13 protein-coding genes are annotated in these 15,682 nt (G+C 66.5%); all 13 read right to left on the reverse strand.

Going from position 1 to position 15,682, the window contains the following annotated elements:
* Positions 1 to 39: 39 nt before the first annotated feature.
* Positions 40 to 1,272, reverse strand: coding sequence for an N-acetylglucosamine-6-phosphate deacetylase (locus QYM46_RS17835; RefSeq protein ID WP_432790043.1), 1,233 nt, complete (start codon positions 1,270 to 1,272; stop codon positions 40 to 42).
* Between the two features lie 97 nt (positions 1,273 to 1,369).
* The gene (locus QYM46_RS17840) at positions 1,370 to 3,385 is read right to left on the reverse strand and encodes a S9 family peptidase (protein WP_432790044.1); all 2,016 of its coding nucleotides are present in this window, start codon (positions 3,383 to 3,385) and stop codon (positions 1,370 to 1,372) included.
* Positions 3,386 to 3,567: 182 nt separating this feature from the next.
* Entirely contained in the window at positions 3,568 to 4,281 is a 714-nt protein-coding gene (locus QYM46_RS17845) for a hypothetical protein (protein WP_432790045.1), read from the reverse strand.
* An 86-nt stretch (positions 4,282 to 4,367) separates the two neighbouring features.
* A complete protein-coding gene (locus QYM46_RS17850; protein WP_432790046.1) occupies positions 4,368 to 5,867 on the reverse strand; it encodes an ATP-binding protein in 1,500 nt (499 codons plus the stop codon).
* Positions 5,864 to 6,616 (reverse strand): response regulator transcription factor, encoded by a 753-nt coding sequence (locus QYM46_RS17855; protein WP_039211949.1) that lies wholly within the window; start codon positions 6,614 to 6,616, stop codon positions 5,864 to 5,866. The genes QYM46_RS17850 and QYM46_RS17855 overlap by 4 nt, the downstream gene beginning before the upstream one ends.
* A complete protein-coding gene (mnhG, locus tag QYM46_RS17860) occupies positions 6,606 to 7,001 on the reverse strand; it encodes a monovalent cation/H(+) antiporter subunit G (RefSeq protein WP_025780490.1) in 396 nt (131 codons plus the stop codon). Before mnhG ends, QYM46_RS17855 begins: the two co-directional genes overlap by 11 nt.
* Entirely contained in the window at positions 6,991 to 7,518 is a 528-nt protein-coding gene (locus tag QYM46_RS17865; protein WP_432790047.1) for a monovalent cation/H+ antiporter complex subunit F, read from the reverse strand. Before QYM46_RS17865 ends, mnhG begins: the two co-directional genes overlap by 11 nt.
* Positions 7,518 to 8,231, reverse strand: coding sequence for a Na+/H+ antiporter subunit E (locus QYM46_RS17870; RefSeq protein WP_248279020.1), 714 nt, complete (start codon positions 8,229 to 8,231; stop codon positions 7,518 to 7,520). Before QYM46_RS17870 ends, QYM46_RS17865 begins: the two co-directional genes overlap by 1 nt.
* The gene (locus QYM46_RS17875) at positions 8,231 to 9,811 is read right to left on the reverse strand and encodes a Na+/H+ antiporter subunit D (RefSeq protein WP_211168025.1); all 1,581 of its coding nucleotides are present in this window, start codon (positions 9,809 to 9,811) and stop codon (positions 8,231 to 8,233) included. Before QYM46_RS17875 ends, QYM46_RS17870 begins: the two co-directional genes overlap by 1 nt.
* On the reverse strand, positions 9,808 to 10,443 hold the full coding sequence (locus tag QYM46_RS17880) for a Na(+)/H(+) antiporter subunit C (protein ID WP_432790048.1): 636 nt from the start codon (positions 10,441 to 10,443) through the stop codon (positions 9,808 to 9,810). The genes QYM46_RS17875 and QYM46_RS17880 overlap by 4 nt, the downstream gene beginning before the upstream one ends.
* Complete coding sequence (locus QYM46_RS17885; RefSeq protein ID WP_432791763.1) at positions 10,440 to 13,493, reverse strand: Na+/H+ antiporter subunit A; 3,054 nt, start codon at positions 13,491 to 13,493, stop codon at positions 10,440 to 10,442. The genes QYM46_RS17880 and QYM46_RS17885 overlap by 4 nt, the downstream gene beginning before the upstream one ends.
* 130 nt (positions 13,494 to 13,623) lie before the next feature.
* Positions 13,624 to 14,925 carry a hypothetical protein gene (locus QYM46_RS17890; RefSeq protein ID WP_432790049.1) on the reverse strand — a complete coding sequence of 434 codons (1,302 nt, stop codon included), beginning with the start codon at positions 14,923 to 14,925 and terminating at the stop codon, positions 13,624 to 13,626.
* Positions 14,922 to 15,500, reverse strand: a complete 579-nt coding sequence (dcd, locus tag QYM46_RS17895; RefSeq protein ID WP_139468980.1) for a dCTP deaminase — start codon at positions 15,498 to 15,500, stop codon at positions 14,922 to 14,924. The genes QYM46_RS17890 and dcd overlap by 4 nt, the downstream gene beginning before the upstream one ends.
* Positions 15,501 to 15,682: the final 182 nt, after the last annotated feature.

Below are 15,682 nucleotides of genomic sequence, written 5' to 3' on the forward strand. Positions count from 1 at the left end.
GGCCGGATTCAACCGGGTTCGGCCCGCCTCGACCGGAGTTCAGCCGCCGAACCGCGAGTCTCGGATGCTCATGTCCTCATCGAGGAGCAGGAGGTCAGCCGGCATTCCGGGAGCCAACAGGCTGCCGGAATCAACGGCACCACCCACCGCACACAGAGAATCACCCGACCCCGGCACACCACCCACCGCACGCAGCGGAACGAGTCCCGCGGACTGCACAGCATCGAACGGGCTGAGCCCCACCTCGGCGACGGCTCGCTTCACGGCGTCGTCCATCGTCGATGTGGACCCCGCGATGGCACCCTGAGTGCCGTCGGCGGTGACCAGGCGCGCCACCGCATCCTTGACTTCGACCGGGAGCGAACCGAGGTGATATCTCCCGTCGTGCAGGCCCGTCGCCGCCATGGCATCGGTGATGAGCGCGAGGCGTCCGGGCACGAGTTCATGGAGCATGCGCACGACCGGGGCGACGACGTGGACACCGTCATTGATGAGTTCGACGGTGACATGCTCAGCCTCAGCCGCAGCGAGGACCGGCCCCGGAGCACGGTGATGGATGCCCGGCATCGCATTGAATGCGTGGGTGAGGATGCTTGCTCCCTCCTCGAACGCCTGCGCGGTCAGCTCGAAGTCGGCAGCCGTATGACCGACGGCCACACGCACGCCCGCCGCAGAGAACCGCGCGATCGCATCGAGCGCACCGGGAAGTTCGGGTGCGATGGTGATCTGCGCGAGAGATCCATCTGCGGCTTCGAGGATCGCCTCGACGGCCTCTGGGGTCGGCGACGTGAGCACCTCGGGCGCATGCGCACCCTTGAAATCCGGGGACAGGAACGGCCCTTCGGCATGGAGACCCATGACCATGGCCCGATCGCGGACGAGCCCGGCACCGGCACGCAGGGACCGGCACAGACCCTCGATCGTGTCCGAGACGTAGGACAGCGCGAGCCGGCCGGTGCCGTGAGACCGATGCACGTCGAGGATCGCATCGATCGACTCGATCCCGTCTTCGGCGCTCGCACCGCCCGCACCGTGACAGTGGATGTCGACGAACGCGGGAGCCACGTATCCGCCGGCGGCGTCGATGAACTCTCCCCGCCCCGAGGCGGCCCTCTCCTTCCAGCCGTCCCCACGGCCCCGTGCCGTGACCGTTCCGTCGGCGATCGCGATCCACGTGTCTGCGGTCTCCTCGGTGAACGTCGCCCGACCACCGTCGAGGATGCACGCATTGTGGATGACCGCCTCGGCGGGGATCTGTTCGGTCTGTGTCATCGGGGTCCTTCCATCGCTCTGCGAACACCACATTCAGGGTACGGAATCGGGCGGTGAAATTCCCCCTCCGCAGGAAGCGGACGGATCGACTGCCGACTCACCCCAGTGTGCGGACTCGGTTCGCGTCGATGCCGAGCACGTGCGAGTCGAGGAACGCGAGCACGGTTCGGTACCAGACCTCGGCGTTCCCACGGCCGAGGATCCAATGCCCCTCGTCGGGGAAATAGAGGAACCGGTGCTGAGTGTCGCCATCGGCGTCGAGCGGAGTCTTCGCCCGGGTGAGCAGGTCCAGCCACAGTTCCTGGCCCTGCCCGATCGGGACCCGGTAGTCCTTGTCACCGTGGATGACGAGCATCGGCACCTCGATGTCATCGGCGAACAGGTGCGGCGAATACTGCGCCGACTGTTCCCGCATCGCCTGATCCCAGGACGAGTTGTCCGTCGTCCGCCCCATCGACGTGGTGTTCCACAGGGAGGCGTGGGTGACGATGCACTTGAACGCGCTGCCGGTGTGCCCGGCCACCCAGTTGGCCATGTACCCGCCGTAGGATCCGCCGGCCAGGCCGATGCGTTCGGCATCGATGTCCGTCCTCTCCCCTGCGGCCTCGGTCAGCGCCATGATGTCGGTGAACGGGGTGCCGCCGAGCTGCTGCTGCCCGCGATCGATCATCGCCTGCCCGTATCCGGTGGAGATCGCCGGATCCGGCAGCAGCACAGCATAGCCGGCGGCCGCAAAAGGACCCGGATTCCACCGGCAGGTCCACGCATTCCATGACCCCCACGGTCCGCCGTGGGCGAAGACGACGAGCGGATGCGGCCCCTCCCCCTCCGGCAGGACCAGCCACGCACGGATCGGCGTGCCGTCCTCGGCACGGACCTCCACCTCGGTGAGGGTGCCTTCCTCGTCGAGGACCGTCGCCGGGTTCGCGAGTTCGCTGATCACTCCGGTGGCGAGGTCGACGGAGATCGGCAGGGGCGCGACATCGATCGCCGAGGCGGTCGCCACGACCGTGTCCTCGCGCAGTGCCAGCCCCGAGAACGAATACTTCTGATCGGTTCCCCCGACGAGCCGCCTGGGCTGCGCATCATTGACACCACCGATGAAGATGCTGCCGCGGCCGTGGTCATCGGCGGTGGCCACAATGGTCGAATCGTCCGCCCAGATCGGGGAGAACCAGAAATCGGCATCCGGCCACACGGACTTCAGTTCTGCGGTCTCCAGGTCGAGGACCTTGAGTTCGGCCGCGAGGTTGGTCTGCGGAGTCCAGGCTTGTACGCGGGTGACCAGTGCTTTCGTTCCGTCCGGGCTGATGGCTTCGATGTCGAAGCTGTGATCGGCTGCCGGTTTCGTCAGGCGGTGCAGTTCGGGTTCCCCGTCGAGATCCACGCGCCAGATCTCACTGGCCTCGAGTTGGCCGGGGATCGGCTTCTCGAGCTGGACGAGGACGAAGCGAGCCTCATCGTCGACGGCCCAGTCGACCAGTCGACCGGACGGCAGAGACAGGTATCGGAAGTCCAGGCCCGCCGGGGCACTCAGCTCGTCGCTGGCTTCGGGAAAGTCGGCGTCCGCCTCGTTGAGCGTGGCCACGGCCAGGGTCTGTCGGCCCGGCCCCAGATCATGATCCCAGCGGCGGATCGGGAACCCGGTGTGGAGGATCCCGCTGACCTTCGCATCGCTGCGTTCGGAGCTGAATTCCTGATGGTCGTTCTCGCCGGCGGCCCACGTATGGACGGGAAACTCGACGACGATGGTCTCTCCCTTGACCTCGATGCGGGAGAAACCGCCCGCGTGATCAGCGAGTTTGCGGGCCTCACCATTGTCTGGAAGTGCCCACAGGCTCGGTGACTCCGCATCCTTGCCGTCCTCGCCCTTGCGCTTGGAGGCGAAGACGATCGTGCCGTTCTCACTCAGCGCGGCCGGACCCACGGACTGGTCGCCGCGGGTGATCCGCCGAGGCCTCTCCCCGCTGATATCGGCGAGGTGGCTGAGAGAGGAATTGCCCTCGGAGTTGAGGAACGAGTACTGGGCGATGACGCGGCCGCTCTGATTCGTCAAGAGGCCTTGCAGGCGGCGGGCGTCGAGGAGTCGGGTCACTGCGTCGTGGGTCGTCATCTTCCCATCCTAGGTCCCAATGTCGACTCCGGAGTGAGATCCGAGAAAACTCCAGTTCACGGAGGTGGTCGGTCGGGGTCGGGATCGCCGAGGTGGCTGGTCGGGGTCACGGTGGCCGGTCGGGGTCACGGTCGGGGGTCGCGGCCACGTGATCGCCGCGTCGTTCGACACTCCGCGGAAAGTCAGCGGAAGCTCGGTGCCGGGACCCTCTCACCATCGATCGTCACCGTCGGCAGCATCTTCTTGAAGTCCTCCGCCACTTCGGTGTTCGTCTTCGGTGTGCGCATCTCGATGGACAGATTCACCAGGCGCCCGTTGATCTTGTAACCCGTCTGCACGCCGAACGCATAGGTGGGTTTGCTGTTGAGAGCGAGGATCTCTGTGGGACCGAGTTCACCCTGATAGCTCCAGAACTCTCCCGCGGCCAGAGATCCCGTCTGCTCGGCCAACACCTGTGAGTCCTGTTCGGAGAAGTTATAGCGTCGCTTACTGTCGACGACTTCCTGCGCACTGTCACCGTATTCGTCGGTGCAGTTCACGAGGATGATATCGGCGCGAGAACTGTCATCGCCGTGAGTGAAGACATGGAACTGATCGGTGTTGCCGCTGCTGTCCCTCCAGTCATCGCCGAGCGCGAAGCTGAGTTCGACCGGGCAGCTGCTGCCGAATGTCACCGACGTCTTCGTCATCCCCTCGGGGATTCCGGCCTCGGTGGGTGTGCCTGTGGGCTCGGGGCCGGCGGTCTCCTGCACACCGATCCGCATGGGACCAGACGACTTGTCTTCGGTGCGGACCTGGAAGACCGAACACCCGCTGAGCAGGACGGTCAGCGCGAGTGTGCCGGCCGCCGCGGCTCGCCGCACTGAGGCGGGTCTGCCCGAGACGACCCTGCCCATTGCGGACCTCGACGATGGGAGGCCATTCGACGCGAAGCTCCCCGCGGAGGAGGAGGTGGGCGATGGCGTTCGTCCAGTCACTGATCTCACTGCTGGTCACCGTGTCTGCGACGGTCCGGGTACCCCGCTTCCGGGCCATTCTGGTTCGGTTGGGCCTGACCGTACTGCTGCTGAGACGGCTGCGGACCTGAATTGGGCTGACTGCCGACAGGTGGTTGTCCGGCGGGCTGACTGCCTGCAGGCGGCTGACCGTTGTACGGAGCACCGGGCTGGCTGCCGACGGGCTGCTGTCCGAAGTTCTGCGGGCCCGAATTCGGCTGACGTCCCGCGTAGGGCTGGCCGAAGTTCTGCGGGCCGGAGTGCGGTTGGCTGCCGACTGGCGGCTGCCCGTAACCCGGGTTCTGTCCGCCGACGTTCGGTGCCTGCCGCGGTGGCTTGAACTGCGAATGCTGGCCGGAATCGGGTGGGAATCCACCGGAGACGGATTCGCCCGTCCGACGGTTGACCAGGTTTCCGTCGACTCTCTCGAGGCGACGCTTCGACGTCCGCCTGGGAGTGCCGAGGATCCGTCCCTGCAGTTCGGCCTCATTCGGCTGCCGGGGAGGCAGGAATCCGGGTGCCCGCCGCGAATCCGCCTGCTGTACCGGCTGCACCGCATGCGAACCGGCGGCGACCCGATCCATATGATCGGACATCTGCGGAACGGTCACGGGTGCGGCATCGGCGAGGACCGGGAGGACCATACGCACCGAGGTGCCCACGCCCTCCTGGCTGAAGAGCTGCACGGAACCGCCGTGCCTGGTGACGATGGCACGCACGAGCGAGAGCCCCATTCCCGAACCGGCCACCGCCCGCACACGAGAACCGCGAGAGAGCTCGTCCCACACGTTCTCCTGTTCGGCCAGCGGGATGCCGCTGCCCGTGTCGGCGACCTCCACGACGACCCAGCGGTGGCCGTCGATGATCTGCTCATTGGCGCGCAGCTCGACGACCTCGGCCTGAGACGAGTATTTGAGGGCATTGCCCAGCAGGTTGAGAATCGCGGTGAGCAGCAGATCCTCCTCACCGGCGACATCGGGCAGCCGCCACGGAGCACGGGCGACAGTCGCCACGATCATCCGATCCTCGGCGCCCGGCGCGGTCGAGGCATCTTCGACGGCCTGATGGATGAGCGCGTCGAGATCGACGCGGGCGTATTCGATGATGCGCGTCTCGACATCGGCGAGCTTGCGCAGATCGGCCAGCAGTCGAGCGACCCGGCGTGAGGACACGTCGACCTGCTTCGCTGCCGGCTCCACCTCGCTCAGAGTACCGCCGTCACGGACGACCTCGCGGATGCTCGCCGCCGAGGTGCGCAGCGCCGTCAGCGGATTCTTCAGCTCGTGGTCGAGTCGGATGAGCATCCGATTGCGCTTCGTCATCGAATCCTCGGCCGCGGCCGTCTCGATGGATTCCCGCAGCGCGGCCTCACGCTTCTTCAGATGCCGCCAGCCGAACCAGGCGCCGACGGCCAGACCGCCGAGCACGATGACGAGCAGCAGCAGGAACAGCCAGACCTGGATCTCGAAGACAAGGAAGTTCGTCATAGACGGCTCTGTCCATCCTCGCCGCGAACCTCACCGACGAACCGGTAGCCGCGCCCCTGCACGGTGGCGATCCACCTGGGCTCTGCGGCATCTTCGCCGAGCACGCGACGCAGTTCGGCGACACGGGAGTCCACGGCACGGGTGCCCACGGCCTCTTCGAATCCCCACAGCACTTCGAGCAGGCGGGAACGTTCGATGAGTTCGTCCTTGTGCACCATGAGGTACTCGAGCAGGGTGAAGCCCTTCGGCGTGATGACGAGTTCACGCTGCCCCAACCAGGCCCGGCGTCCGACTCGGTCGACGCGCAGGCCGAAGCTGGACACGAGCACCGGTGCTGTGGCCAGGGGCGGCCCGTCATTGCGGGTGCGACGCAGCACGGCACGGATGCGAGCGACGAGCTCGTGCGGGTCGAAGGGCTTGTTGAGGTAGTCGTCGGCACCCTCCTCGAGTGCCATCGCCCGCTCGACGCCTTCGCCGACCTGAGTCAACAGCAGCACCGGAACCCAGTTCTCCTCCTGGCGCAGTCGACGCAGCACCTGCCGTCCGTCGGCTCCGGGCATGAGCACGTCGAGAACGCACACATCGGGTCGGTGGCGGTGGATCTCATCGAGGGCGAGCAGTCCGTCGCTGGCGGGCAGCACCCGGAATCCGGAGCGTTCGAGGAACGGCACGACCGCTCCGAGGACGTCCGGCTCATCATCGGCGACCAAGACGAGTGGTTGGGGCTCGGTGTGATTGTCAGCCGTCATGGTGGTCAGTTCCGGTTCCTCTCTGGCGTTCCCAGGCGATCTCTCTCGCCTCGGCACGATCGACCGCCTCGGCGAGTTCATCTCGGTACAGCATAGATCGACGCAGGTGCTTGGTGCGATATCCGGCGCGGCCGACCATATGCGTGGCGACGGGGATCGTCACCAGTTGGAAGGAGATGATAATCGCCAACGTCGTCACCGTCGCCCAGGTCGGGAACTGGATCGCGATCGCCACAGCGACGAGCACCAGGCCCAACACCTGGGGTTTCGCACTCGCATGCATACGCGAGAGAAGGTCGGCGAAGCGGACGAGACCGACCGCTGCGGCCAGGGACAGGACCGCGCCGAGGAAGATGAGCACGGCCGAGATGATGTCAAGAACCACGACTGTTCTCCTCTCCGTCGCCACCCGACATGTGCTCGGCGTCTTCAGGTCCCGGGTCGGGCCCGGTGCCCTCGCCCTCTCCATCGCTGTCGGCGTGGGCGTCGTAGGTGGGATCCGTGATCTCGGTGACCTCCGGCTCCCCGACCTCCGTCGCTTCGGCGCTCTGCTCCCCCGCACCACGCGGCATATGCCAATCCGTGCTGGTGAAGTCCGACAGTGCCCCCGCCTCGGCGCCCAGGGTCATCGAATCGGACTTCGACACGTACCTCGACACGCTCACCGAACCGACGAAGCCGAGCATCGCGAGCACGATGAGCACGGGCAGCAGATCCGTGCGGTCGGACAGAGCCATATACCCGCCGAGGCCGCACATGATCGAAGCGAGCACGACGTCGGTGCCGATCATGCGATCGAGGATCGACGGACCCCGGACGATCCGGAAGAGCGCGATGACCACCGAGGCGGCCAGCAGCACCGAACCGGCGATGACGAGGGTGTGGAGGACGATCTCACTCATCAGCGACCTCCCTCGGTCTCGCCCAGCGGATCCGGCCTGGCCCGCAGGGAGGCGAGGTCACGGTGCGAACCGAGAGTGCGGATGAGCAGCTCTTCGATGAAGTAGACCTGCGCCTTGGCCTTACGCAGCTTCTCCTCGGAATCGCAGTCGAGGAAGTGCAGATAGAGGATGCCCATGGCCCGGTCGCTGTCGATGATGATCGACCCGGGGATGAGGCTGGCGGTATCGGCGATGAGGGTGAGCACGAGGTCCGAGCTCGTGCGCAGATCGCAGGCGATGACGGACCCGGCTCCGACCGCCTTGCGGCGGAACGCATACCAGGCGACTTCGACGGAGGCGTGGAGGACCGAGTAGAGGAACCACAGGCCGAACACCGTGGCATGCCAGACGTTGAACCGTCCGGACAGCACGACGGGCGGCAGGTAGAACACGCGGGTGACGATGAACGCCAGCACGATTCCGGTGACCACGGTGACCACCGTGATGGCGTCCCACAGCATCAGCCACAGCAGAACCAGCGAGATCAGCAGCACGAGCTGCTGGATGATTCCGCGGCCCCGGCTCATCCGCGCCCGGTTGGGAACCGGTGCACGGTTCTGTCCTTGGTCGCTGGCCCGGCCCTGGTCGCGGACCTGTCGCTGAGCTCGGGCCCGGCCCTGCGCATCGTCCCGGCCCTGAGCTCGCGGCCGTCCGTGCTCGCGATCGGGGCTCATCAGTCATCACCTCCGAGCACGTTCGTGACGTAGTCGATCGGAGTCGAGAGGTTCTCGGCCGCCCGGTTCGACATGTCCCACAGGGGTTCGGCGGCGATCGTGAGCACGATGGAGGCGATCACCACCACCGAGGTGGCCGCCACCATGGCAGGGGGCACTCCGATCTGAGATTTCCACGTCTTCCCCGCCAGCAGCGTCTTCTTCCGCTCCGTGAACTCCTCGACGAGGTCCTCGTTCGGCTCTTCCACGTCGGCCGGATCACGCCAGAACGCGAGGTTGAAGGTACGGCCGATGACGTAGAGAGTGAGCAGGCTCGTCACGGTGCCGGCGACGATGAGGACCGTGGGCAGCCACGCCTGATCGTCGAAGCCGGCGAGGAAGAGCGCGACCTTGCCGATGAACCCGGAGAACGGCGGAATGCCGGAGAGATTGAGCGCCGGGATGAAGAAGATGATCGTGATCACCGGAGACAGCACCATGAGACCGCCCAGCGACCTCGTCGAGGTGGACCCGCCGCGCATTTCGACGAGGCCGATGGCCAGGAACAGCGCGGTCTGGACGATGATGTGGTGAACCGTGTAGTAGATCGCCGCGGACAGGCCCACACTCGTCCCCAAGGCGACGCCGAAGAGCATGTAGCCGATGTGGGAGACGAGGGTGAAGGACACGATCCGCTTGATCTCCGACTGCGCGATGGCGCCGAAGATGCCCACGAGCATCGTCAGTCCCGCCGCGATGAGCAGCGGCACCCGCAGGGACGATTCGGAGAACAGCAGAGTTTCGGTGCGGATGATCGCATAGATGCCGACCTTCGTCAGCAGTCCCGCGAAGACCGCAGTCACCGGGGCCGGTGCCGTCGGGTACGAGTCGGGAAGCCAGAAGGACAGCGGGAAGATCGCGGCCTTGATGCCGAAGCCCAGCAGCAGGAGGACGTGGAGGATCATCTGCACATCGGCCGGCAGATCCGAGATCCTCCCCGCCAGCTGCGCCATGTTCACGGTGCCGCACGCGGCGTAGATGATGCCGATGGCGGCGAGGAAGATCACCGAGGACACCAGCGAGATGATCACATAAGTGACTCCCGCCCGAATCCGCTCCGCTGTGGCACCGAGCGTGAGCAGCACATACGAGGCGACGAGGAACATCTCGAAGCCGACGTAGAGGTTGAACAGGTCTCCGGCGAGGAACGAATTCGCAATGCCCGCGCACAGCACCAGGTAGCTGGGGTTGAACACGGAGATCGGTGTCTCGTTCGAGTCGTCGTTGGCGTCCTGACTCAGTGCGTAGACGAGCACGCACAGGGTGACCAGCGCGGACACGATGAGCATGAGCGAGGACAGCCTGTCGGCGACGAGCACGATGCCGGCCGGTGGCTGCCAGCCGCCGATCGCCACAACCTGCGGTCCGTGCGCATCGACCCCGAAGAGGATCAGCGTGGCGATGACCATGACCGCGACCAGGATCGCGATCGACACGAGGTTCTGCGCCCGCGTGTGCTTGGACAGGATCAGCGCGATGCCGGCACCGATGAGCGGCAGCAGAACCGGCAGGGGAACGAGTACGGGCAGAAGATCGATCATGCGTCGTCTCCCTGCGGTTTCGCGTCCTTGGCCTCTTCGGCGACTTCGGCCTCCTCGGCGCCGTGGGCCTCCGTCTGCGAGTCCGCGGCCGCCTCGGCGATGGCATCGGCCTCGGCCGGAGTCGACGCATCCTCGATATCGTCGACGAGTTCCTCCCGCTCCGCAGGAGTGCCGTCGTCGTCGAGGTCGATGGCGCCGGTGATCGGGGACTCCGCCTCGTCGCCGAACTCGGTGTCGTCGTAGTCGGTGCTCGCCTCCGCCTCGGAGTCGATGAGCTTCGTGATCGCCACCTGGAGGTCGGTGTCGTCGTCCTGCAGCGAATCGGCGCGCATGAGCCTCCAGGAACGGTAGATCATCGCCAGCAGGAATGCCGTCACGGAGAAGGTGATGACGATGGCCGTGAGGACGAGGGCATGCGGCAGCGGATCGGACATGCCCTCGGTCGACAGGTTCTCTCCGTCGGTCAGGGGCGGGGAACCGCGCCCGGCGGTGAGGATGATGAGCAGGTTCACTCCGTTGCCGAGCAGGATGAAGCCGAGCAGAACGCGCGTCAGGGAGCGTTCGAGCATGAGGTAGATGCCGGCGGCGAAGAGGACGCCCATGGCCAGGACCATGACGAAGGAGACGCTCACAGTCGGCCTCCTTCCGCGCCGTTGTCGACGTCGAGTTCGTTGACCCGGTCGATGATCTCGGACACGGCTCGGTGTTCGGCGGTGGCGCCCATGCCGTCGGAGAAGTTCACATTGTCGTGGATGCGAGTGGTCAGCATCGCCTCGTCGCGCTCCTGGTGCAGGTCGACCTCGGCCCCCAGCGAGCGGAGGATGTCGAGCATGAGGCCGACGACGATGAGGTAGACGCCGATGTCGAAGAACGTCGACGTGCCGAAGGACACGTGGCCCAGCAGCGGCAGATCCCCCTCGAGGTAGACGGAGTCGAAGACCGTCTCGCCCCAGATCCACCCTCCGATGACGGTGAGGATCGCGGTGACCAGGCCGGTGCCCAGCATTCCCGAGGGGGTGAAGGGGGCCGCCTCGGCGAGTTCGTACTTGCCTCCGGCGAGGTAGCGCACGACGAGGGCGAGGCCGGCGACGAGGCCGCCGGCGAATCCGCCGCCCGGGTCGTTGTGGCCGGCGAAGAGCAGGTAGACGGAGAAGATGATGACGGCGTGGAAGATGAGGCGTGCGGTGACCTCGAGGATGATCGACCGGTTGCGTGGGGCCAGGGTGCGTCCGGCGATGAGCCAGGACGCTCGCTTCTGCGACAGACCCTCGCCACGGCCGGCGTGGTGGAGATCGACGACGTCCTCGGCCACGGGTTGGAAGCGGATGCGGCCGGCCGCCTCGGTGCCGTCCTTCTTCCTCTCGAACCGGTGCAGGTGACCTTCGCGACCGCGCACGAAGATGAGTCCGGCGATACCGGTCCCGGCGGCCACGAGCACCGAGATCTCGCCCATCGTGTCCCACGCGCGGATGTCGACGAGGGTGACGTTGACGATGTTCTTGCCGTGGCCGAGCTCGTAGGCGAGCTGTCCGAAGTCGGTGGAGATCGGATCGGCCACGCGCACACCGGTGGCGATGAGGACCACGAGCATGACGGTGATGCCGACGGCGCAGCCGATGATCGCCCGCCATGCGGGGGTGAGGCGACCGGTGGACTCACCGATGCGCGCCGGCAGCCGGCGGAGGACGAGGACGAAGACGACGATCGTGATGGTCTCGACGAGCACCTGGGTCAGGGCCAGGTCGGGAGCGCCGACGAAGGCGAAGTAGGCGACCATGGCGTAGCCGGAGATGCCGGTGACGACGACGGCGGTGAAGCGCTTCTTCGCGCGAGTGGCCCCGATCGCGACGACGACGAGCACGGCCGCGACGATGAGATCCAGCGGAGTGTCCCAGAGCCGGAAGGTGATGTTCCACGTGTCGTTGGCGATGATCGCCAGACCCAATCCGGCGACGAGGACGAAGTAGACCACGCCCTGGTAGAACGGCAGCGAACCCCGCTGGGTGCGGGCGGTGACCCACAGCGCCAGGGCCTCCGTCCAGCCGATGAGCATCCGGTAGAGCTCGTGGAAGTCCAGTCCCGACGGCAGTGTCGCCTGAACCTTCGCGAAGGGACGACGGACGATGAACAGGGCGAGGCCCGCAACGACGGTCACAGCGGTGAAGGCGAGCGCCGGTTCGAATCCGTGCCACAGCGCGAGGTGGTAGTGCCCGTCGCCCTCGGCCACAGCCGGCAGTCCGGTGGTCCAGGCGGAGAAGTAGCCGTCGAGCAGTCCGACTCCCGGGCCGAGCGCCAGCGTCAGGGCGGTGAGGATGAGCGGGGAGACGACGAGGGTGAGCTTCTCGTCGCGGCGGGCGATGTCATCGACTCCCGGCTTCGAGGAGAACGCGCCCCAGACGAAGCGGGCCGAGTAGGCGACGGTGAGGATCGAGCCGATCATGATCCCGATGAAGGCGATGACCGAGGTCTTGTCCGGCGAGGACAGGAGGGTCGAGTACGCGGCTTCCTTCGCGGCGAAGCCGAGCAGCGGCGGCAGCCCCGCCATCGAGGCGGCTGCGATCGTCGCGCACACGGCGACGACGGGGAACGCCCTCCAACCGCCGGAGAGCTTCGTCAGGTCGCGGGTGCCGGCACGGTGGTCGATGATGCCGACGCACAGGAACAGACAGGACTTGAACAGGGCGTGGGCGATGAGCAGACCCAGGGCCGCCTTCGTGATGTCCGGAGTCCCGAACGAGGCCATGGTGGTGAGGAAGCCGAGCTGCGAGACCGTGCCGAAGGCCAGAAGCAGTTTGAGGTCGGTCTGCTTCAGCGCCTGCCACCCGCCGATGAACATCGTCAGCAGTCCCAGGGTGAGCAGCACCTCGGACCAGCCGGGGATGTTGTGGTAGCCCGGTGCCAGGCGCAGGACGAGGTAGATTCCCGCCTTGACCATCGCCGCGGCGTGCAGATAGGCACTCACCGGGGTGGGTGCGGCCATGGCGCCGGGCAGCCAGAAGTGGAAGGGCATGAGCGCGGACTTCGAGATCGCGCCGACGAGGATGAGGATGACGGCGGAGACGATGACTCCGCCCGTGTCCATTCCGGACTGGGCACGGTCGATCAGGGTCGAGATCTGCCCGGTGCCGGTGGCGGTGATGAGCAGGATCATGCCCACGAGCATGGTCAGGCCGCCGGCTGTGGTGACGATGAGCGCCTGCAGGGCAGCCTGCCGCGAGCGACGGCGGGACTGGCTGTGCCCGATGAGCAGGTACGAGAAGACTGTGGTGCCTTCCCAGAACAGGTAGAGCATGAGCAGTTCGTCGGCGACGACGAGCCCGTACATCATTCCGGCGAAGGCCATGAAGATTCCCGCGAACCGAGCCAGGCCCGGCTCGTCGGGCGGGAAGTAGCGCGCGCAGTAGACGAAGACGAGAGCACCGACCCCGGTGACCAGCAGCGTCATGATCCAGGAGAGCACGTCGAGGCGGAAGACTCCGGAGAGGCCGAGTTCGGGCAGCCAGTCGAGATTCTCGACGATCGGCTGGGCCGCAGGGCCGAACAGATCGGAGATCGCCGACAGGCTCCACAGGAGTCCCGCGAAGGGAACGAGGGCGAGAAGGAAGAAGGCGTTGCGGCCGAGCAGGCGAACCAGAGGGTAGGCGATGACAGATGCCCCGAAGAAGGCTCCTGTCATGATCATCACCGGCGGCCACCTCCGTCATATGCCTGTTTGTGAGAAAGCTTCGTCAGGTCATTTTCGCACGGACAGGTGTCGTTTCCCCAATTGCAGAGTGTGAGCTGAGACCGGTCCTGCCCCGGCATGGCACCGATCATGTACGCAGTTGTCGGCTGGTCACGAGGAAGCCGTTCTCGTCGAGTCCGATGCCTGCCGAGCCGACGAGCAGCTCGGCCCCGATCGCGTCGGTGAGCTCAGCAACCCGGCTCCGCATCCGCCGGAATCGGCGCCCCTGGTTCGGCTGATAGCGCTTTGACTCGGTGTCCATCCAGTGCACGTGGTATTCGATCTGCGGGGCGTCGGTGTGGGCGGCGATGATCGGCGGAACCCACTCGGCCTCCATCACCCGGATCTCGAGGCTGCCGGCGGATTCGTCGATCTCGCCGAGCGGGACGAGCAGGGCATAGCCGTCGAGGATGACCGGGGCGGACGGGTCGAAGAGCGGATCGTCGATGCTCGCTTGGGCCAGCACATCCTCGTCGGGGGTGGGCAGGGCCTGCTGGAAGGCCTGTGGGGCATGGCGGCGCACGAAGTCGAGGACGACGGGCGGTTCCATCCAGTACGAGGAGTAGATGTAGAGGTCGATCTTCGCCTCGGGATCGGGGATGATCACCCGCGTCGGCAGTCCGGGCTCGTCGGCCAGGCGCACGCCCGTGTGGAGGCGGGAGGCGACGGCGAGCATGAGGCTGAGCATCCGCTCCTCCTCCCGGTCCGGCATCCCAGCGGGAAAGGCCTCGTGGAGTCCGTCGGCGTCCGCGAACCAGTCCGGCGGCGGGGTCGGCTGCCGGTCCCGGGGGCAGTCGATGACGATGGCGTGCTGAGCCCAGTCGGGGACCTCGAGCGCGGCGGCATCGGAGGGATCGAGGGCGACCCCCGAGCTCAGCCGGGAGTGCCGGCTCAGTCGCATCTGCCCGTGCTCGTCGAGCACCGGGCGAAGGTCGGGCAGCTTGTTGTGGATGAGCGCGAGGACGTCGGAGACCTCGACCGCGTCATCGAGGAGGATGAGGTGGAAACCCCGCAGATCCGCCGAGGTGGCCGTGTCCTCGGGTGCGGACGTGTCACTGCCGTAGCCGGGCCGCCCCGTCGACGGCATTCCGCTCCGTCGCCGGCTCGCGGCCTGATCTTCGGGCCCCCGGGGCTCGGAGGCAGGGGGCTCGGAGGCAGGGGGCTCGGAGGCAGGGGACTCGGGGGCAAGGACCTCGGGGGCAAGGGCGGCCGGGGCCGCGGGGCCGGCCGGATCTCCGGTTGCACTCGGGACGCCCGAAGCCTGGGCGTCCGTCGCCGGGACGCCCGAAGCCTGAGGGTCAGGATTCTGGTAGCGCGCGGCGTCGGCCCGTTCCCGGGCGGCGCGTTCAGCGGCTTCGCGCTGCAGCCGCAGTTCGCGGCGGGTGATCACATGTCCCTCCGGTAGAAGTTGAGATGCGAACGGGAGGCGGTCGGGCCGCGCTGGCCCTGATAGCGGTTGCCTGTGGCCTGGGAACCGTAGGGATTCTCCGCCGCCGAGCTGAGTCGGAAGAAGCAGAGCTGGCCGATCTTCATTCCCGGCCACAGGGTGATCGGCAGGGTCGCGACGTTCGACAGCTCCAGCGTGACGTGGCCGCTGAAGCCGGGGTCGATGAATCCGGCCGTCGAATGGGTCAGCAGACCCAGACGTCCGAGCGAGGACTTGCCTTCGAGCCGAGCGGCGACGTCGACGGGCAGAGTCACGAGCTCATGGGTGGAGGCGAGGACGAATTCGCCCGGGTGGAGGACGAAAGGCTCCCCCGGAGCGGCCTCGACGAAGCGGGTGAGTTCGGGCTGCTCGAGGCTCGGATCGATGACCGCGTACTTGTGGTTGTCGAAGAGCCGGAAGTAGCGGTCGAGACACACGTCGACGCTGGCCGGCTGGATCAGCGACGGGTCGTAGGGGTCGAGGGCGATGCGGCCGGAGTCGAGCTCGGCGCGGATGTCGCGGTCTGAAAGCAGAGTCACGTTTCAGATGGTAGTCGTTCCGGGCTTCGCACGCTCGCGAACGCATGATCCAGGCACACCGGCTCCACGGAAGATTCCGACCGACACGCCGAAACTATGTCACAAACTGATAACGATTTGCGGGAATTCTCCTGATTTTTACCAGTGTGTCTCCCCATAGCGGCGGATGAATGCTTTAGGGT

The organism is Brevibacterium sp. K11IcPPYGO002 (genome assembly GCF_050920635.1).
Classification (GTDB): Bacteria; Actinomycetota; Actinomycetes; order Actinomycetales; family Brevibacteriaceae; genus Brevibacterium.